Raw genomic sequence first — 18,630 nt, 5'->3', positions numbered from 1 at the left:
AGAGGTATTCAGCGTGATCACCACACAGGCCAGGGCCATGACCGGTCCGACGGCACCGTTCAGCACCATCACCGTCCAGCGCCGCGATGTCGGCCCGGACGATGTCCTTCTGGACATCGCCTACTCCGGTGTCTGCCACACCGATGTCCACCACGCCCGCGCGGAGTTCGGTCACACCCGCTACCCGATCGTGCCTGGCCACGAGATCGCCGGCGTCGTCCGCGAGGTCGGTGCCGAGGTCGATGGCCTGGCCCCCGGCGACCGCGTCGGCGTCGGCTGCCTCATCGACTCGTGCCGGGACTGCCTCGCCTGCCGCGGGGGCCAGGAGTCCTACTGTCGTCGCGGCAAGGTGCTGACCTACAACGGCGTCGGCCGCGACGGGGCGACCACCCTGGGCGGCTACAGCGAGCTCGTGGTCGTCGACCAGCGGTTCGTCGCCCGGATCCCGGACGTCTTGCCGCTGGACGCCGCGGCCCCCCTGCTTTGCGCGGGCATCACCATGTACCAGCCGCTGCGGCGCTGGGGCGCGGCCCCCGGCAAGCGGGTCGGCATACTGGGATTCGGAGGGCTCGGGCACATCGGCGTCCAGATCGCCCACGCCCTCGGCGCACACACGACGGTCCTGGAACTCACCGAGGACCGCCGCGCCGACGCCGAGCGCCTCGGCGCGGACGACTACCGGACGACCGGCGGCCTGGACGCGCTGCGCGACTCGTTCGACCTGATCGTGTCGACGGTCCCGACGAACTACGATCTGTCCGCCCACCTCGACCTGCTCGGCCTGGGCGGCACGTTCGTCAACCTCGGGGTGCCCGACGAGCCGCTGCGCATCGACCCGTACACCCTGCTGACGAACCGCCGAACGCTGGCCGGTTCGATGAGCGGCGGCATGCCGGAGACGCAGGAGATGCTCGACTTCTGCGCCGAACACGGCATCAAGGCCGAGGTGGAGGTCATCGCGGCCAAGGAACTCGACGAGGTCTACGACCGCCTCACTACGGGCGACGTGCGCTACCGGTTCGTGCTCGACGTCGCGACCATCGCCGAGACCTGAGTGACAAACCGACGGTCGCCGGGCGAGCCGCGCCGTCCCGGCAGAATCGGCCGTCCGGGGCGCCGGCTGGCGTCAGGCGTGCGTCGGCCGGGACGCCGCATCGACGGGCCGGGAAGTGGCCCGGCGGTTCAGGGTGACCCGGGTGTCGGCGAACCGGCTGACACAGGGCGCCCCCAGGAAAGGGCGCTCCTGGCACTGCTGTCGGTACGGGCCTGCCCGTCGTCGTGAGTGCGGGATCGTCGACGAGCTGTGGGCCCGTGCCCACCGCATCGTGCCGACAGATGTGGTGCGCCGTCATGTCGGGTCGCTGCGCCGCCTGTTGTAGCCCGAGTTCGCTCCCCGGGCAGCCGGACGCTGGGTGGTATGGGGTGCGGGCGGGTACCGCCTGGTGACCGGAGGCGGCTCGCTCGGCCCCCTGCGGTTCCGCGGGCTGCGGGAGGAGACCCCCAACGGCGACGGGACGCCCGGCACGATAGCCGCTGGTCGCAGTCCGGGCACCGCGCGACTGTCCTGTCGCGCGGTGCCCGGGCCGGCTCAGCACGGCCGGGGCAGCCCGCTCGGAGACGTCCAGCCGTTCCTTACGGGGATCGGGTCCCGCGGAGGTGGACGCGCGGGCCGCGCTCTACGGCTCACGGCCGAGTACGCGGTGCTGCTGGCCATCATCGACGTCGCCGCGGGCTCCGGTCACCACCGGTATGCCTGCCTTCTTTTCTCGCTCAAGAACTTGCAGATGGAGCCATCGGTGTCAGCCACGATTCCGTGGCCGGGCCCCGTGCCAGGTATCGCCACACGGTGGGTCGGGGTTCGTGACCGGCCGCTCTCACTGCTCAGGGGGTGCTGTCGAGCGGAAGGCCACGGCCGCCTATCGGCGTGAGGCTGTCGGTGAGTTCGTACCGGATGGGTTCGCCGGTGGGCACCGTGACCTGATGAATCGCGTCGCTGGGGATCCGTTCGAGGTGGCTGATCAGGGCGCGCAGGACATTGCCGTGCGCGACGAGCAGAACGGTCCGGCCGACGCGCAGGTCAGCGCAGATGGCCGACTCCCAGTAGGGGAGCAGACGGACCAGAACGTCCTTCAGCGACTCGGTCGCGGGAACGGTGACGCCGAGGTGTCGGTAACGCTCGTCGCGCTCCCGGCCGACGATGGCGCCCTGCTCGACCGGAGGCGGAGCAACGTCGTAGGACCGGCGCCAGGCCATGAACCGTTCGTCGCCGAACTGGGTCCGGACATCCTCGCGACTTCGGCCCTGGAGGGCGCCGTAGTGCCGTTCGTTGAGGCGCCAGGTCCGCTGTACCGGAATCCAGTGCCGATCGGCGATGTCGAGTGCGATGTCGGCGGTCGAGATCGCGCGCCGCAGGAGTGAGGTGTGGACGACATCGGGGAGAAGACCGGCCTTGGCGAGCAGGGCGCCACATCGGGCGGCTTCCTTGCGGCCGACGTCCGACAGTGGGACGTCCACCCACCCGGCGAATCTGTCGGCAGCGTTCCAGACGCTCTCGCCGTGCCGAAGGAGTATCAGCGTGCGCATGTCGATGAACTGCCGGTCCTCTCGGTTTTCGTGCCTGTTCACGTGTCGGCGTCCACGTGAACGTGGGCCTGGCAAGATTTCCGTGAAGCCGAGGCGTGCCACCACGCGCCGGTGATGCCCTGTCATGGGTGGCGGCACCGCCGGCGAGTGTGATGGCCTCGTACGGACAGGGCGGACTCAGTCCAGGTGACCGTCGGCCCGCAGGACACCTTCCGCGACCTTGAAGGCCTCCCCGGCCGCGGGCAGACCGCAGTAGACCGCCGTCTGCAGCAGGACTTCCTTGATCTCGTCGACGGTGCAGCCGTTCCTGACCGCGCCCTCCACGTGGTGGGCCAGCTGTGCCGGGCGGTTGAGCGCGGTCAGGATGGCGAGGTTGACGATGCTGCGAGTCTTGCGGTCGATGCCCTCGCGGGCCCATACGCGCCCGAAGCAGACCTCCGCCGAGTAGTCCTGGATGACGTCGTTGAAGCTGTTGCGGCTCCGGTCCTTCTTCTCGACGTAGCCATCGCCCATGAGGTCGTTCATGATGCGGCGACCGGTGTTCATTTCGTCCGTCGTGTCCACGTCTTCTCCTGGTCGTGAGTGAATGCGGCTCGATTCAGCCCTGGTCGAGGACGGCCCGGACCTCTTCGGGGGAGAGCCGGATCGTCACGTCGGCCCGCTCGTTCTGCAGGAGCAGTGGCGTCTGCGAGTCCCGGTCGCCCCATCCGCGTTCGAGCGCCTCCTGGAAGTCCTCCTTGACCAGTTGGGCGGAGCGCATCGGGACATCGAGCTGCTCGGCTAGCTCCAGGGCGAGCCGGAGGTCCTTGTTCGCCAGGGCCAGCGCGAACGACGGCGGGTCGAAGGCCTCCTGGAGGTACCGGTCACCGACCCGGTCGAAGGTCCGTGACCGTCCGATCGCGCCCTGCCGCATGGCGTGCCAGAGAGCGGAGGGCTCGACACCGGCCTTGACTCCCAGCGTGAAGACCTCGGAGATCGCCATGCGGATGATCATGCTGCCGCAGTTGTGCACGAGCTTCGCGGTGTTGCCTGCGCCGATCTCACCGACGTGGAGGACCTGGTCGCCGATGGCGTCGAGCACTGAGCCGTGCCGGTCGAACGCCTCACGGTCGCCACCGACGTAGATGGCGAGCTTGCCCGAGCGTGCGCCCTTGGGTCCGCCGCTCACCGGGGCGTCGAAGAGTTCGACGCCGTGCTTGCGGCAGGTCTCGTGCACCTCGCGGACGACGGTGGGGGAGTTGGTGGTCAGGTCGAACCAGACGCTGCCGGGTTTGAGCGCGCTCAGCAGCCCGTTCTCGCCGAGTCCCACCTGCTGCATCTCCGCGGGGCCGGGCAGGGAGGTGAAGGCCACGTCGGCCGACTGCGCGAGGTCGGCGACCGAGTCCGCCCACGTCGCCCCGGCTTCCTCCAGAGGCGTCCCGCTGGCACGGTTCAGGTCGTGGACGACGAGGTCGTGGCCCTCTCGGCGCAGGTTGTGCGCCATGCCCGATCCCATGCCGCCGAGCCCGATGAAACCGACCTTCATGCGTTGTCCTTTCGCCGGTGAAACGACAGCAGCGGCTTTGTGATGCCGCGACTCCCCATACAGTGATCGCATTTACGAACACGCGACCGTATGAGCGAATGAAACGTAGGATGCGGGCGCGTACGTGTCAATGCCGCGGGCGACTCCCGCCTCCGTTGACAGTGGCATGGGTCCACTTTAGTCTCATGACTGTAATTGCGGACTCAAGTTCGTAATAATGAACTTCTACTCATTGGCGCGGGCATCGGTCGGAGTGAGCTTTGACTCGCCGGTGGTGCTGTGTGGCCCTGGAGGCTGACGTGATCGAGCGACGTGACGTCCTGATCGACGGCGAATGGGTGCCGTCGGCGGGCGCCGGGGTGATCGAGGTCGAGAACCCCGTCACCGAGGAGGTCTTCGCGACCGTCCCCCGCGGGGACGCCCAGGATGTCGAGCGTGCCGCCGAGGCCGCGGCCTCGGCCTTCGACTCCTGGTCCGGGTCCGTACTGCCCGAGCGTGCCGCTGTGCTGCGGACCCTCGCCGACATCGTCGAGAAGCGCACCGACGAGATCACCCGGACCATCGTGACCGAGATCGGCGAGCCGCTGTCCATCGCGACCGCGCACCAGACGCTCTCGACCGTGGCGCATCTGCGCAACACCGCGAAGGCGCTGGAGGAAGAGGTCGACTGGGACGTCCAGGTCGGCGACACCCTGGTGCACCGGGCTCCCGTGGGCGTCGTCGGTGCGATCACCCCGTGGAACGTCCCGCTGCTGATGATCGCGATGAAGGTCGGCGCTGCCATCGCGGCGGGCTGCACGGTGGTGCTCAAGGGCACGGAGATCGCGCCCATGAGCTCGTACTTCTTCGCCGAGGCGACCCTGGACGCCGGGCTGCCCGCCGGTGTGTTCAACCTGGTGTCGGGCAACGGGCCGGAGATCGGCGAAGCGATCACGACGCATCCCAAGGTTGACATGATCTCGCTGACCGGGTCCCCGCGCGCCGGCAGCAGGGTCATGGAGCTGGCCTCGGGGGCGGTCAAGCGTGTCTCTCTCGAACTCGGGGGCAAGTCCGCGAACCTCATCCTTGAGGAGGCCGACCTGGAGCGGGCAGTAGCCGCCGGTATCGCGGACGCGTTCCGCAACAGCGGTCAGGTCTGCGGAGGGCTGACCCGGATGCTCGTCCCACGGGCCCGGCTCGCCGAGGCAGAGGAGATCGCCGCTGCCACCGTCGCGAAGTTTGTGCTCGGCGACCCGTTCGCCGCGGAGACCACGATGGGGCCGGTGGTCACCGGCACGCAGCGCGAGCGGGTACGCGCCCTGATCCTCTCGGGCCTCGACGAGGGTGCCCGCCTGGTCGCCGGCGGGCCCGACCAGCCCGAGGGCCTCGACCGGGGCTACTTCGTGAAGCCGACCGTCATGTCCGGGCGCCCGGACATGCGGATCGCCCAGGAGGAGATCTTCGGGCCGGTGGTGACGATCCTGCCGTTCGACACCGAGGAACAGGCCATCGCCATCGCCAACGACTCGAAGTACGGACTGGCGGGCGGTGTCTGGGCCGCGACGACCGACCGCGCCCGTGAGGTGGCGCTGCGGCTGCGCACCGGCCGCATCCGGCTCAACGGCTCGGCCGTCAACCCGCGGGCACCACACGGCGGGTTCAAGCTCTCGGGCATCGGCAGGGAGAACGGCCGCTTCGGCATCGAGGAGTTCCTTGAGTACCAGTCGATCGGATGACGTGCGCGACAACGCCAACGCCAACGGACCCTACGGAGGCCCGCGATGACTGCCCTCGAGGGAGTGAAGGTGATCTGTGTCGGACAGTTCTACTTCGCCCCCTACTGCACCATGCTGATGGCCCGCCTGGGTGCGGACGTCATCAAGATCGAATCACCGGAAGGCGACCCGTACCGGCACCTGCCGGCCATGGACGAGGACGGGACGCCCATCCAGTTCCGTTTCCTCAACTCCGGCAAGCGCACGATCCGGCTGGACCTGAAGAACCCGGCAGGGCAGGAGGTGCTGCGCGATCTGGTCCGCAACGCGGACGTCCTCGTGCAGAACCTCTCGCCCGGGGCGATGGACCGGTTCGGCCTGGGCTACGAGCAGCTCAGTGAGGTCAACCCGGCCCTGATCATGGCGTCGGGGACGGGTTTCGGCTCGTTCGGCCCCTACGCGGGGGAGTCGGCGATGGACCTGACCATCCAGGCCCGCACCGCGATCATGAGCACCACCGGGTTCGAGGACGGTGCCCCCGTCCGCACGGGGCCCTCAGTGGTCGACTTCATGGCCGGCGCGCACATCCTCGCCGGTGTGCTGGCAGCGCTGTTCCAGCGCATCCGCACCGGCCGCGGGCAGCACGTCGAGGTCTCGTTGCAGGACGCGATCCTGCCCTCGCTGACCTCGAACATCGCCGGACTGCTCAGCGAGGGGACCGCGAACCACGAGCGGACCGGTAACCGGCATGGCGGGATGTCGGTCGCGCCCTACAACGCCTATCCGGCCACTGACGGCTGGGTCACCGTGCTGTGCCCGACCGACGCGCACTGGAAGCGTCTGTGCGGGCTGATGCAGGAACCGGAGGCCGACGATCCGCGGTTCGCGACCATGACCGGGCGCTGCGATCACATGGACGAGGTCGACGCCATCGTCGGCCGCTGGACCCGGACCCGGGCCAAGGACGACCTGGCCCGCAGGCTCAAGGACCTCAAGATCCCGTGCGCTCCGGTGGTCACCCTGCCGGAGCTGTTGGAGGACCCGCACGTCCGAGCCCGCGGTGTCCTGCGGACCGTCACCGACGCGAAGGGTTCCTTCACCACCCTGGGCAGCCCGCTGCTGCTGTCCGACTCGCCGATGGTCGAGCCGACACGGTCGGGGGGACTGGGTGAGCACACCGACGCGGTGCTGGCCTCGGAGCTCGGGATGTCCGGGGACCAGATCGCGAAACTGCGCGACGCAGGAGTCATCTGAGCGTCCGCCATCAGGGCTCGGACGTGATCACAGTGGACAAGGAGCACAGAACATGGCCGTGGACGCGCGCATCGCGGTGCTGCCGGCGGGACAGGAGCAGCTCCAGCTGCGTGACGTGACACTCGACGCCCTCGGCCCGTACGAGGTCGTCGTCCGGCAGCGGGCGTTCGGCGTCTGCCACAGCCAGCTGGACCGGATCTTCGATCCGAACCGGACCGGCTCCATGCTGCTCGGACACGAGTCGATCGGGACCGTGGTCGAGGTGGGGAAGGAGGTCGACTACGTCCGTCCCGGCGACGAAGTCCTGACCACCTGGATCCCGCGTACGCCGCTCACCGGCCGCCCACCGGTGCCGTCGCGGATCGTGTTCCCCGACGGGGACGAGGCACGCACGCACAACACGTTCACCTGGGGCACCCACGCCGTCGTCGACGAGCAGTGGGTGGTCAAGGCCCCGGAGGGCACCCCGCTCGATCTCGGCTCGGTCATCGGCTGCGCACTGATGACCGGCGCCGGCGCGGTGATGAATACCGCCGAGGTCCGGCCTGGACAGAGTGTCGCGGTCTGGGGCGCCGGGGGTGTGGGCCTGTGTGCCATCGCCGGCGCGTCGATCCTGGGAGCCTCGCCGGTCATCGCGGTCGACATCGACACCGACAAGCTCCGACTGGCCGAGCAGTTCGGTGCGACCGAGGTGGTCGACGCCCGCGCCGGTGACCCCGTCGAGGTCATCCGGGCACTGACCCCGCACACCGACGGCACCCGTGGTGTCGACTTCGCCTTCGACTGCACCGGGCTCGGGAAGAACCTCCCGGTCAGCCTCGCGGCAGTGCGCCCCGGGATCCGGGGCTCCGGGATTCGCGGTGGCGCGGACGTGCTCGTCGGGATCCCACGGGTGCCCTTCGAACTGGACGCCATGGATCTGCTCACCGGAGAAAAGCAACTGGTCGGCTGTGTCGGCGGGAGCTGCAACCCACTGCGCGACTTCACGACCTTCGTCGACTGGGTCCGCGACGGCAGGTTCGACCCGAGCGCCCTGGTGACCGACCGCTACTCGCTCGACCAGCTCAACACCGCGGTCGACGACCTGCACCACGGCCGTGTCCGCGGCCGCGCGGTCGTCGAGTTGGACCTGTGACCACAGCCGGCGGCGGACCCATCCGATCGCCAGGTACGTCAACCGGTGCGGCCTGACCGGTCGCGGCGACGCGACTCGACCAAAGGAGCGACTGCACGTGAGTCCTGAACCCGATCCGAGAATCCGACACCTGAGCCCGGCCTTCCGTACGTTCGCCGGTGACGGCGCGCTCGACGCGCTGCCGCGCGAGCTGGCGCGGGTCGGGGCGCGACGGGCCGTGATCGTCTGCATCCCTGCCGTCGCCGCGCACAGCGACGCGATGGGCAGGCTCCACGAGGCACTCGGCGACCGGCTCGCGGGCCAGTTCGACGGTGTCGAGGAGCACAGCCCGCTCCCCTCCGTCGAGCAGGCCCGGGCGTTCCTGGCCGACCACGACGCGGACGCGGTGATCGCCGTCGGCGGTGGGTCGTCAGTGGTCACCGCGCGCGCCGCCACGATCCTGCTCGGCGAGGGCAAGGACGTGCGAGAGCTGTGCACTCGGCGGGAAGCGGACGGCAGGCTCGTGAGCCCGAAGCTGACGGTGCCGAAACTGCCGCAGTGGGTGGTGCCGAGCTCGCCGACAACGGCCTACGCCAAGGCGGGCGCTGCTGTGCGAGACCCCGAAACGGGGGAGCGGCTCGCCCTCTACGACCCGAAGGCCCGCGCCCAGGGAGTCGTGCTCGACCCCACCATGGCGCTCACCGCACCCCCGCGGCTGAGCTGGTCGGCCGCTCTGAACATCTTTTCGATGGCCATGGAGGGCCTGCAGTCACGCCGGGTCGACCCGCTCGCCGACGCCGTACTGGCGCATGCCCTGCGCACGGTCGTGACCTGGCTTCCGCGCGTCGCGAAGGAGCCGGACGCCGCGGCTCCGCGTCTGCAGCTGATGCTCGCGGCGATCATGAGCGGACAAGGGAGCGACTACACGGGTGGTGGGTTCGCGCAGGCCCTCTCGCACGCGATCGGCCCGCGGTCCTCGGCCCCGAACGGGGTCGTGGAAGCTCTCCTGCTGCCGCACGCGATGCGCTTCAACGCCGAAGTCGTGGGCCACCGCCTGGCGGCGATCGCGGACTACCTGGGGCTTGCGGACCGCAGCGCGGAAGGGGCCATCGCTGGGGTGGAGCGCGTGCTGGAGGTCTTCGACGCCCCCCGTCGGCTTCAGGACATCGGTGTGGCCAAGGAGTCGCTCGCCGAGGTGGTCGCTCACGCGATGGACGACTGGGCGATCAGCGCCGGGCCGCGCGTGCCCGAGGCCCAGGACGTGCACGACCTGCTCGACAGCGCCTGGTGACGGCGCCCCCCGGACCACCAACGACGATCACCCGAGGAAGTGCGATGACAACGACCGAGACCCCGCAGGACGCCGGGATCGGCAAGGAGCTGGCCACCGGCAGGTTCACCGACGAGATGCTCGCCCAGATGCGCGAGCTGATCGGCACGGAACTGCGTACGGACGCCTGTGTCAACAACGAGTACGCCACCCGGCTGGCCATCCTGCGGTTCGCCGAGGGTATCGGCGACGACAATCCGCTCTGGACCGACGAGAAGTACGCCGCCTCGGGCCGGTTCGGTGAGATCGTCGCGCCGCCCAGCTTCATCTTCGCCTGCCTCGGCTCGGTGCAGGTCGGTTGGCGCGGTCTCGGCGGATTCCACGCCGAGACCGACGTGACCTTCCACGCCCCCATCCGGGTTGGGGACAAGATCACGGCCCGTGTCTGGTTCGACGGCTTCGACGGCCCCACCGACAGCAGCTTCGGCGGCCGCCGGATCAAGGACTACCTGCGCCAGGAGTACTGGAACCAGGACGGTGTACTCGTCGCCCGGTTCATCTGCTCGCGGATGCGCTTCGAGCGCAGCGAGATGCAAAAGCGCCGCAAGTCCCGCGCGATCGAGTTGCCCCACCCCTGGGCCGACGCCGAGCTGGAGCGGATCGAGGAGGACATCCTCGCGGAGACCCCCCGCGGCGCGGAGCCGCGGTACTGGGACGACGTGCAGGTCGGCGACGAGCTCGACACCATCACCAAGGGCCCCATCGGGCTCACCGACGAGATCGCCTACGTCGCCTCCGGCGCTGCCCCGATCCCGCGGCTGTCCGCGCACGGCGTCGCCCTGCGCCGCTACCGCAAGCACCCGAAGTGGGCTTTCCGCGACCCCAACACACACGCCCTCGAACCGGTGTACTCGGTGCACTACAACGACTACGCGGCGCAGCTGCAGGGCGCGCAGATCGCCTACGACGTCGGCATCCAGCGCACCTGCTGGCAACTGCACTCGCTGACGCACTGGATCGGCGACGCAGGCTCGGTCAAGGCGATCCACGGACAGTACCGGGCGCATGTCTACCTCTCCGATGTCGTGCGTCTGGGCGGCAAGGTCGTTGCCAAGGAGATCGACGCCGACGGCGACGCCGTGGTGCGCCTGGAGACCTGGGCCTACAACCAGCGGGAGCAGAACTGCATGCCGGGCACCGCGACCGTCGCCCTCCCGCGCCGCACCGAGGAGACGTCGTGATGGGCGAACAGCAGGTGGTGCCCACACTCGTGGCGTGGGGGAAAGAGATCGGCGCCGAGGAGGTCCGCGGCATCCCTTTCCGCACCTACACCGAGCGGCCCCGCGACATCGCCGGCCTGCTCGCGTTCGCCGACCGCTGGGGCGACCGGCCCCACATCGTGCAGGGCGACATCGTGGTGACCTTCGCCGGCCTGCGCCGCGCGGCCGAGGCGAAGGCCGCCCAGCTGTGCGCGGGTGGCCTGCGCCCGGGTGACCGGGTCCTGCTGCTGGGCTTCAACAGCCCGGAATGGATCATCAACTTCTGGGCGTGCGTGACCGCGAGGGCGGTTCCGGTCCTCGGCAACGCATGGTGGGGGCGCACCGAGCTCGCCGGCAGCATCGCTCTCCTGAAGCCGAGCCTCGTGCTCGCCGACTCGCGCGGGGCGCGGTCACTGCCCGACGACATCCCTGTCGGTCCCTGGGCGTGCGAGGTCCCCGACGCCGGTGGCACGAAGCCTGCCCCGCTCGCGGGCCCGCACCGCGAGGACGATCCCGCCGCGTTCGTCTTCACCTCGGGAACCTCCGGCAAGCCCAAGGCGGTCGTGCTCTCGCACAGGTCCCTGCTCGCCGGGCTGCACATGCTGCTGCACATCACCCGGCGGCTGCCCCAGCAGGTGGACGAGTCCACCGGGGACGCCGGCCTGCACACGGGGCCGATGTTCCACATCGGCGGGATCCAGACCCTCATCCGGGCGATCACGGTCGGAGACACGCTGGTCATGTCGGCGGGCAAGTTCGATCCGGCCGAAGTGCTGCGGCTGATCGAGCAGTGGCGCATCGTCCGGTGGAGCGCCGTGCCGACCATGGTCTCGCGGGTGCTTGAGCACCCCGAGGTGCGCCGCCGGGACCTGACATCGGTCCGCTCCATCACCGTCGGCGGCGCTCCGGTGCACTCGGAGTTCCTCGCTCAACTGCGCGCCGGGCTGCCCGGGATCGAGCCACGGGTGGCGACCGGGTACGGGCTGACCGAGAACGGCGGCCAGGCCACTGCGGCGTCCGGCAAGGACACCACCGCGCGGCCGGGCAGCAGCGGGCGCCCGCTGCCGTGCGTCGAGCTGAAGATCCTCGACCCGACCGAGCACCAGGACGGCGAGATCCTCATCCGGTGCCCCACGCAGATGATCGGATACTTCGGCGACGACGACTCACCCATCGACGACGAGGGCTGGCTGCACACCGGCGACCTCGGGCACCTCGACGAGGAGGGCTACCTCTGGATCACCGGCCGGGCGAAGGACATGATCATCCGCGGCGGCGAGAACATCGCCCCGGCCGCTGTGGAGGAAGCCCTGGCGGGTGTCGGAGGCGTGGTCGAGTCCGCCGTGTTCGGCGTACCGCACCCCGACCTGGGGGAGGAGGTCATGGCCGTGGTCGTCGTTGAGAACGGCCGCACGGCCGACGACCTCGACCGCGAGCTGCGTTCCCGGCTGGCCTCGTTCGCGGTGCCGACCCGGTGGCGGATCGAACAGGTGCCCCTCCCCACGACGCATTCCGGCAAGATCGACAAGAAGGGGCTCGCAGCGGAGGCCTGCGCCGAACTCGCCGCCACGAGGGGAGACGCCGCATGAGTGACATCGTCCGCGAGTCGGTCGCCAGCCGGGTCGTGCTTCTGGAGATGAGACGTCCTCCGAACAACTTCTTCGACGAAGCGCTACTGACCGAGCTGGCCGACGCCCTTCTCGCGCTCGACGACGAGAAGGACGTCACCAGCGTGGTGCTGTGCGCGCAGGGGAAGCACTTCTGCGCCGGCGCCGACCTGCGGGGAGTGGGCGAAGAGGGTATCCGCCGCATCTACCGGCAGGCTTTCCGGCTGTTCTCCGGCCGCAAACCGGTCGTTGCCGCGGTGCAGGGCGGCGCGGTTGGAGGCGGCCTCGGACTGGCGATGTCGGCGGACTTCCGGATCGCCGCTCCCGGAGCCCGGTTCACGGCGAACTTCGCACGCCTCGGCTTCCATCAGGGCTTCGCGCTGTCGGCCACTCTGCCGAGGGCCGTCGGCCCGCAGCGCGCCCAGGAACTGCTCTACACGGGCCGCTCGGTCGATGGGCAGGAAGCGGTCGAGATGGGCCTGTGCGACGCGGTGGCGGATGACCCACGCGAAGCCGCGGTCGAGTTCGCGACCCGCATCGCGGAGTCGGCCCCGCTTTCGGTGCCGTCCATCAGGGCCACGCTGCGCCGCTCACTGGTCTCGGAGGTCTCCGCCGCTCTCGACCGCGAGGCGGCCGCGCAGGCCGCCCTCCTGGGAACCGCTGATTTCGCCGAGGGCATCGCGGCGTCGATCGAGAAGCGCCCCCCTCACTTCGGGGGGTCGTAGTGACGCATGGCGGGTCGCGAATCGGCTGAGGCCGTCCCCGAAATGGTGACAGGCACTGGGCTGAGGGCTCGGTCGTTCGCCTGCCTGCGAGGGCGCGGTGTCGCCAGGCCGGCACCGTGAACGGATCGAGCCTGGCTCACTGCTTCACCTGGGGAGCGGCGTTGACACCGTCAGGCAAGGGCCATAGCGTGCTAGTCGTAATTCTGATCGATAGTTCTTATATGCGAACCCATGCTCTTGTGTGGCGTGACCATCAGTGACGATGTTCGAGGAGTGTGTTCGGTGAGTGAACGCGACCAGATCTTCATCAACGGAAAATGGGTGCCCTCCGCCGGCACCGATGTGATCGAGGTGATCAACCCGGTCACGGAGGAGCCGGTCGCGACGATCCCGGCAGGGACCGCCGCTGATGTCGACCTCGCGGCCCGCGCCGCTGCCGAGGCGTTCCCGGCGTGGTCGCGGACGTCGGTCGACGAGCGGGCGGCCTTCCTGCGCAAGCTGGCCGACCTCACGGAGGAGCGCGCCGACGAGATCACCCGGGCCGTCGTCAGCGAGATCGGCCAGCCCTACACGGTCGCCACCCAGTCCCAGGGCTCCTCCGCCGTGGAGGATCTGCTCAGCATCGCCGACAGCCTGCCCGAGATCACCTGGGAGGAGCAGGTCGGCCACACCGTCGTCGCACGAGAGGCCGCAGGCGTGGTCGGCGCGATCACGCCCTGGAACGGGCCCATGCGCATGATCTGCATGAAGGCCGGGGCGGCCATGGCCGCTGGCTGTACCGTCGTGCTCAAGGGCACCGAGGTCGCGCCGCTGAGCTCGTTCATCTTCGCCGAGATGGTCGCCGAGGCCGGCCTGCCCGACGGGGTGTTCAACCTTGTTTCCGGTACTGGCCCCGAGGTCGGCGAGGCCATCGTCACCCACCCGCTGGTCGACATGGTCTCGCTCACCGGGTCCGTCCGCGCCGGCCGTCGGGTGATGGAGCTGGCCTCGCAGTCCGTCAAGAAGGTCGCGCTCGAACTAGGCGGCAAGTCGGCGAACGTCATCCTGGAGGACGCCGACCTCGTCCGGGCGATCGAGGTCGGTATCGAGGACGCCTTCCGTAACTCCGGCCAGGTGTGCGGCGGACTGTCCCGCGTCCTCGTCCCGCGGTCCCGCCTCGCCGAGGCGGAGGAGATCGCTATCCGCAAGGCGGAGAGCTACGTGCTCGGGGACCCGTACGACCCGGCCACCACGCTCGGTCCGGTCGCCAACGTCCACCAGCGGCAGCGTATCCGTGACTACATCCGTTCCGGCCTCGACGAGGGCGTGCGGCTGCTCACCGGCGGCCCGGACGCCCCCAAGGGACTCGACCGGGGCTTCTTCGTCCGGCCCACCGTCTTCTCCGGTGACAACACCTCGCGCATCGCCCGGGAAGAGATCTTCGGACCCGTCGTCGTGATCATCCCGTTCGACGACGAAGAGGACGCTTTCCGGATCGCCAACGATACCCAGTACGGCCTGGCCGGGGCGATATGGGCCGGCGACGACGAACGCGCCCGAGCGCTCGCCCGCAAGCTGCGCACCGGCCGGATCCGGATCAACGGCTCGGCGGTGAACCAGCGGGCGCCCCACGGCGGGTTCAAACTCTCCGGGATCGGCCGCGAGTTCGGTCGGTACGGCATCGAGGAATTCCTTGAGTACAAGTCCATCGGCTGACGGACGGGGAGCGGCACGACGACTGTCGACGCCCGTTCGGTCGCCGGACCGGGCGAGTAGTTCAGACCCACCACGCTCGGCCGCCGGGACCTCGGTTCCGGTGACGTCCTGATCGACATCGCCCGCACTGCGTCGGCGGCCGGGCCGGACTGGAGAGGAAAGGACCTAGATGCAGGCGACGGAGAAACCGCAGCTGACCGGCACGCTCGCGGAGTATGCCGCGTTCACCAGTGTCGACGCGATCCCCAGCCACATTCGGGAGCGAACGAAACTCGTCATCCTCGACGAACTCGCGAGCTCGTACTTCGGCGCGGGCTGCCCTGCCGGCCGGCTGGCAGCCCGTTACGTGGCCGGCCAGACCGCCTCCGACGATGCTCAGGTGCTGGGAACCGCACACCGCTCGTCGGCCGAGCTCGCCGCGTTGGCGAACGGAACGGCGGGGCACGCCGACGAGATCGACGGCGCACACGTCGTCGGCGGTCACCCGGGTGCGACGCTTGTCCACGCCGCGACTGCCGTCGCCCAGCTACGGCACTGCTCGGGGGGTGACCTGGTCAACGCTGTGGTGCTGGGTTACGACGTCGGCACCCGGTTGATCGACGCGTGCGGCGGCCTCTTCCGGCTGAAGGACGAGTTCCACCTGCACTCGGACTTCCTGCACGCCGTCGGCGCCGCCGTGGCCTGCAGTCGGCTGCTTGGGCTGGATCCCCGTCAGACGGCGAACGCGATGGCCCTGGCCACGTTCCGGGCCAACGGGCTGTGCGCGCTGTTCCGCGAGGACAACCACGTCAGCAAGGCATTCTGCAACGGCCAGTACGCCTCCGCCGGGGTGGGTGCCGCGCTGATGGCCGAGGCCGGCATGGAAGGAGTCGCCGACGTCATCGGCGAGCGCCACGGGCTGCTCGACGCCTGGGGCGTGGAGGACGGGCGCGAGCGCGTTCTTCGCGGCCTCGGAACCGACTTCGCGGTGACCGGCGCCAACTTCAAGTTCCTGCGCGCCGGTTACCCGATCCATGCCGCCGTCGAGGCCGCGATGCTTCTGGTGGCGGAGCACGAGATCACCCCCGAGATGATCGGCTCGATACGCGTCGGCATGCCGGGCAACGCGATGCGCGTGGTGGACGGGCGGACCATGCACAACATCTGCCTGCAGGACATGCTGGGCGTGGCCCTGACCCGTGGCGGGATCAGTCTGGCCGGATCCGCTTTCCCGGAGATCGAGTCGGACCCCGTGTTCCTGGCGCTACGCCAGCGGATCACCCTTCGTGTGGACCCCGACCTCGATCGCGACCAGCCGAACGGACGAGGCGCGGTCGTTGCCATCGACCTGACGGACGGAAGGACCGTGACCCGGCGCGTGGACCACCCTCGTGGCCACAGCCTTCGCGGGGCCCCGACCTGGTCGGAGCTGTCTGCGAAGTGGCGCGACGCGTTGAGCGGTGTCGACACCGACGCCTGGATCAAGACCGCGGTTGCCTTGGAGGACCTCGACGACGTCGTGACCTTCGCCGACCAGTTCGCGACCAGTGCCGACTCCCACTCCTGAGGGGGCTGTGCCGCTGCGTGACGCTCGTCGGCGTTGAGGTTCGGCGGGTACTGAGTGCCATAGATGTTGGGGTGAGATGTCCGTGAATGATTTCGACCTGTACCGCCCGGCCGAGGAGCACGGCATGCTCCGGGACGCGATCCGCGCTCTGGCCGAGGCGAAGATCGCGCCGCACGCCGCTGCGGTTGACGAGGAGGCGCGCTTTCCGCGGGAGGCCCTGGACGCCCTGGTCGCCGCCGACCTGCACTCGGTGCACGTGCCGGAGTCGTACGGCGGCGCGGGCGCGGACGCCCTGGCGACGGTCATCGTGATCGAGGAGGTGGCGCGGGTCTGCGCGTCCTCGTCCCTGATCCCCGCGGTGAACAAGCTCGGCTCGCTGCCTGTCATCCTCGCGGGCTCCGAGGACCTTAAGAAGAAGTACTTGACGCCGCTGGCCAAGGGCGACGGGATGTTCTCCTACTGTCTCTCCGAGCCGGACGCCGGCTCGGACGCGGCCGGCATGAAGACGCAGGCGGTCCGGGACGGCGACTTCTTCGTCCTGAACGGTGTGAAGCGCTGGATCACCAACGCGGGCGAGTCGGAGTACTACACGGTGATGGTCGTGACCGACCCGACGAAGCGCTCGAAGGGGATCTCGGCGTTCGTCGTCGAGAAGTCGGACGAGGGTGTCTCCTTCGGCGCCCCGGAGCGCAAGCTCGGCATCAAGGGCAGCCCGACCTGTGAGGTCTACCTCGACAACGTTCGCATCCCGGCCGACCGCATGATCGGCGAGGAGGGCACGGGCTTCGCCACGGCGATGAAGACCCTGGACCACACCCGCATCACGATCGCCGCGCAGGCGCTCGGCATCGCGCAGGGCGCCCTCGACTACGCCAAGGGGTACGTCCGGGAGCGCAAGCAGTTCGGCAAGCCGATCGGCGACTTCCAGGGCATCCAGTTCATGCTCGCCGACATGGCGATGAAGATCGAGGCCGCCCGTCAGCTGACGTACTCGGCCGCGGCCACGTCCCAGCGCGTCTCCGCCGGAGGCACGGAAGGCGGCCTCACCTTCCAGGGGGCGGCGGCCAAGTGCTTCGCCTCCGACGTCGCCATGGAGGTCACCACGGACGCCGTCCAGCTCCTCGGCGGCTACGGGTACACCCGTGACTACCCGGTCGAGCGCATGATGCGCGACGCCAAGATCACCCAGATCTATGAGGGCACTAACCAGGTCCAGCGCATCGTCATGGCACGCAACCTGCCCGGTGTATGAGGAGCCCCACGATGACAAGGAACACGAGTATGAATGACGTGCGCACCGTGGGCGTAGTGGGCTGCGGACTCATGGGCTCGGGAATCGCCGAGCTCTGCGCCCGGAGGGGCCTCGACACCCTCGTCTACGAAGTCGACGCCGGGGCCGTCGAGGCCGGGCGCGGCAGGATCGAGAGCTCCCTGGCCCGCGCGGTGGAGCGGGGCAAGTTCACCGCGGACGACCGCGATGCGACCCTGAAGCAGGTGGCGTTCACCACCGACCTCGCGGACTTCGCCGACCGTGACCTGGCCATCGAGGCGGTGCCCGAGGACGAGGAGCTGAAGCTGCGAGTCTTCGTCGCCCTCGACCAGGCCATGATCCGTGCCGACGCGCTGCTCGCGTCGAACACCTCGTCCATCCCCATCATGAAGCTCGCAGCCGCCACGAGCCGCCCCGGCCAGGTGGTGGGCCTGCACTTCTTCAACCCTGTGCCGGTCCTCGACCTGGTCGAGCTGATTCCGTCGCTGGCGACCGCCGACGCGGCCTGGGAGCGGATTCGCGCCTTCGCCGCCGAGACCCTGGGCCGGCATGTGATCGTCTCCCAGGACCGGGCCGGGTTCGTTGTCAACTCCCTTCTCATTCCCTACATCGTTGCGGCGGTTCGTATGTTCGAGTCCGACTTCGCGGCTGCACACGACATCGACGAGGGTATGGTCCGCGGCTGCGCACACCCCATGGGTCCGCTGCGGCTGGCGGATCACATCGGTCTCGACACCATCCTGGCCGTGGCCGAATCCCTCTACGCGGAGTTCCGCGAACCTCACCTCGCGCCGCCGGCCCTGCTGCAGCGGATGGTCCAGGCGGGGCACCTCGGTCGCAAGACCGGTATCGGCTTCTACACGTACTCCCCCGGCAAAGCCGCATAAGGGCAGCAGGCTGACGGCATCCCGTCGGCCTGCTGGCCACGGCGCCGGACGGGCCAGAGTATTTCCCGTTCCGGTTCGGCGGTTGACTTGCTGGGCTTCGTGTTCCCGCACCGGGGAGTACGCCAGGCGTACGCCCCCTGGTGACCGCGTCAGCGGCTGGTCCGTAGACATGCTCCGTGGTGTCCGAGCAGGTGGGACGTC

At 69.4% G+C, this 18,630-nt stretch carries 15 protein-coding genes; 12 read left to right on the top strand and 3 right to left on the bottom strand.

Annotated elements, in window-relative coordinates; translation table 11 throughout:
• Positions 1–13 precede the first annotated feature (13 nt).
• Positions 14–1,054: an NAD(P)-dependent alcohol dehydrogenase gene (locus ACIBLA_RS14825; protein WP_399198782.1), complete on the top strand. Its 1,041-nt coding sequence runs from the start codon at positions 14–16 to the stop codon at positions 1,052–1,054.
• Positions 1,055–1,881: 827 nt separating this feature from the next.
• Here ACIBLA_RS14825 and ACIBLA_RS14820 read toward each other — a convergent pair.
• The 3 genes from ACIBLA_RS14820 to ACIBLA_RS14810 form a co-directional block, all read right to left on the bottom strand.
• Positions 1,882–2,583, bottom strand: a complete 702-nt coding sequence (locus ACIBLA_RS14820; protein WP_399198851.1) for a 2,3-diphosphoglycerate-dependent phosphoglycerate mutase — start codon at positions 2,581–2,583, stop codon at positions 1,882–1,884.
• Positions 2,584–2,760: 177 nt separating this feature from the next.
• A complete protein-coding gene (locus ACIBLA_RS14815; protein ID WP_399198781.1) occupies positions 2,761–3,147 on the bottom strand; it encodes a carboxymuconolactone decarboxylase family protein in 387 nt (128 codons plus the stop codon).
• A 34-nt stretch (positions 3,148–3,181) separates the two neighbouring features.
• The gene (locus ACIBLA_RS14810) at positions 3,182–4,108 is read right to left on the bottom strand and encodes an NAD(P)-dependent oxidoreductase (RefSeq protein ID WP_399198780.1); all 927 of its coding nucleotides are present in this window, start codon (positions 4,106–4,108) and stop codon (positions 3,182–3,184) included.
• A gap of 299 nt (positions 4,109–4,407) precedes the next feature.
• Between ACIBLA_RS14810 and ACIBLA_RS14805 the strand changes: the two genes are divergently transcribed.
• The 11 genes from ACIBLA_RS14805 to ACIBLA_RS14755 all read left to right on the top strand — a co-directional run bounded on the left by ACIBLA_RS14805 (position 4,408) and on the right by ACIBLA_RS14755 (position 18,429).
• Positions 4,408–5,823 (top strand): aldehyde dehydrogenase family protein, encoded by a 1,416-nt coding sequence (locus tag ACIBLA_RS14805; RefSeq protein ID WP_399198778.1) that lies wholly within the window; start codon positions 4,408–4,410, stop codon positions 5,821–5,823.
• 45 nt (positions 5,824–5,868) lie between these two features.
• Positions 5,869–7,056: a CaiB/BaiF CoA transferase family protein gene (locus ACIBLA_RS14800; RefSeq protein WP_399198777.1), complete on the top strand. Its 1,188-nt coding sequence runs from the start codon at positions 5,869–5,871 to the stop codon at positions 7,054–7,056.
• A gap of 52 nt (positions 7,057–7,108) precedes the next feature.
• Positions 7,109–8,191, top strand: a complete 1,083-nt coding sequence (locus tag ACIBLA_RS14795; protein ID WP_399198776.1) for a zinc-binding dehydrogenase — start codon at positions 7,109–7,111, stop codon at positions 8,189–8,191.
• A 97-nt stretch (positions 8,192–8,288) separates the two neighbouring features.
• On the top strand, positions 8,289–9,461 hold the full coding sequence (locus ACIBLA_RS14790; RefSeq protein WP_399198775.1) for an iron-containing alcohol dehydrogenase family protein: 1,173 nt from the start codon (positions 8,289–8,291) through the stop codon (positions 9,459–9,461).
• Positions 9,462–9,505: 44 nt separating this feature from the next.
• Positions 9,506–10,681, top strand: a complete 1,176-nt coding sequence (locus ACIBLA_RS14785) for a MaoC family dehydratase N-terminal domain-containing protein (protein ID WP_399198774.1) — start codon at positions 9,506–9,508, stop codon at positions 10,679–10,681.
• The gene (locus ACIBLA_RS14780; RefSeq protein ID WP_399198773.1) at positions 10,681–12,288 is read left to right on the top strand and encodes a class I adenylate-forming enzyme family protein; all 1,608 of its coding nucleotides are present in this window, start codon (positions 10,681–10,683) and stop codon (positions 12,286–12,288) included. The genes ACIBLA_RS14785 and ACIBLA_RS14780 overlap by 1 nt, the downstream gene beginning before the upstream one ends.
• Positions 12,285–13,031 (top strand): enoyl-CoA hydratase/isomerase family protein, encoded by a 747-nt coding sequence (locus ACIBLA_RS14775; RefSeq protein ID WP_399198772.1) that lies wholly within the window; start codon positions 12,285–12,287, stop codon positions 13,029–13,031. The genes ACIBLA_RS14780 and ACIBLA_RS14775 overlap by 4 nt, the downstream gene beginning before the upstream one ends.
• 282 nt (positions 13,032–13,313) lie before the next feature.
• Complete coding sequence (locus ACIBLA_RS14770; protein WP_399198770.1) at positions 13,314–14,726, top strand: aldehyde dehydrogenase family protein; 1,413 nt, start codon at positions 13,314–13,316, stop codon at positions 14,724–14,726.
• A gap of 169 nt (positions 14,727–14,895) precedes the next feature.
• Positions 14,896–16,272: an MmgE/PrpD family protein gene (locus ACIBLA_RS14765; RefSeq protein ID WP_399198769.1), complete on the top strand. Its 1,377-nt coding sequence runs from the start codon at positions 14,896–14,898 to the stop codon at positions 16,270–16,272.
• A gap of 76 nt (positions 16,273–16,348) precedes the next feature.
• On the top strand, positions 16,349–17,524 hold the full coding sequence (locus ACIBLA_RS14760; RefSeq protein ID WP_399198768.1) for an acyl-CoA dehydrogenase family protein: 1,176 nt from the start codon (positions 16,349–16,351) through the stop codon (positions 17,522–17,524).
• A gap of 29 nt (positions 17,525–17,553) precedes the next feature.
• The gene (locus ACIBLA_RS14755) at positions 17,554–18,429 is read left to right on the top strand and encodes a 3-hydroxybutyryl-CoA dehydrogenase (protein ID WP_399198767.1); all 876 of its coding nucleotides are present in this window, start codon (positions 17,554–17,556) and stop codon (positions 18,427–18,429) included.
• Positions 18,430–18,630: the final 201 nt, after the last annotated feature.

The organism is Streptomyces sp. NPDC050433 (assembly GCF_044458565.1).
Classification (GTDB): Bacteria; Actinomycetota; Actinomycetes; order Streptomycetales; family Streptomycetaceae; genus Streptomyces.
The sequence above is the reverse complement of the archived record's forward strand: the minus strand, read 5'-3'. Positions and strand labels throughout refer to the sequence as shown.

Coding starts and splice junctions, on each gene's coding strand:
- ACIBLA_RS14775 (WP_399198772.1), top strand. CDS start 12,285: ATGAGTGACATCGTCCGCGAGTCGGTCGCCAGCCGGGTCGTGCTTCTG.
- ACIBLA_RS14810 (WP_399198780.1), bottom strand. CDS start 4,108: ATGAAGGTCGGTTTCATCGGGCTCGGCGGCATGGGATCGGGCATGGCG.
- ACIBLA_RS14800 (WP_399198777.1), top strand. CDS start 5,869: ATGACTGCCCTCGAGGGAGTGAAGGTGATCTGTGTCGGACAGTTCTAC.
- ACIBLA_RS14760 (WP_399198768.1), top strand. CDS start 16,349: ATGTCCGTGAATGATTTCGACCTGTACCGCCCGGCCGAGGAGCACGGC.
- ACIBLA_RS14795 (WP_399198776.1), top strand. CDS start 7,109: ATGGCCGTGGACGCGCGCATCGCGGTGCTGCCGGCGGGACAGGAGCAG.
- ACIBLA_RS14765 (WP_399198769.1), top strand. CDS start 14,896: ATGCAGGCGACGGAGAAACCGCAGCTGACCGGCACGCTCGCGGAGTAT.
- ACIBLA_RS14780 (WP_399198773.1), top strand. CDS start 10,681: ATGGGCGAACAGCAGGTGGTGCCCACACTCGTGGCGTGGGGGAAAGAG.
- ACIBLA_RS14820 (WP_399198851.1), bottom strand. CDS start 2,583: ATGCGCACGCTGATACTCCTTCGGCACGGCGAGAGCGTCTGGAACGCT.
- ACIBLA_RS14755 (WP_399198767.1), top strand. CDS start 17,554: ATGAATGACGTGCGCACCGTGGGCGTAGTGGGCTGCGGACTCATGGGC.
- ACIBLA_RS14785 (WP_399198774.1), top strand. CDS start 9,506: ATGACAACGACCGAGACCCCGCAGGACGCCGGGATCGGCAAGGAGCTG.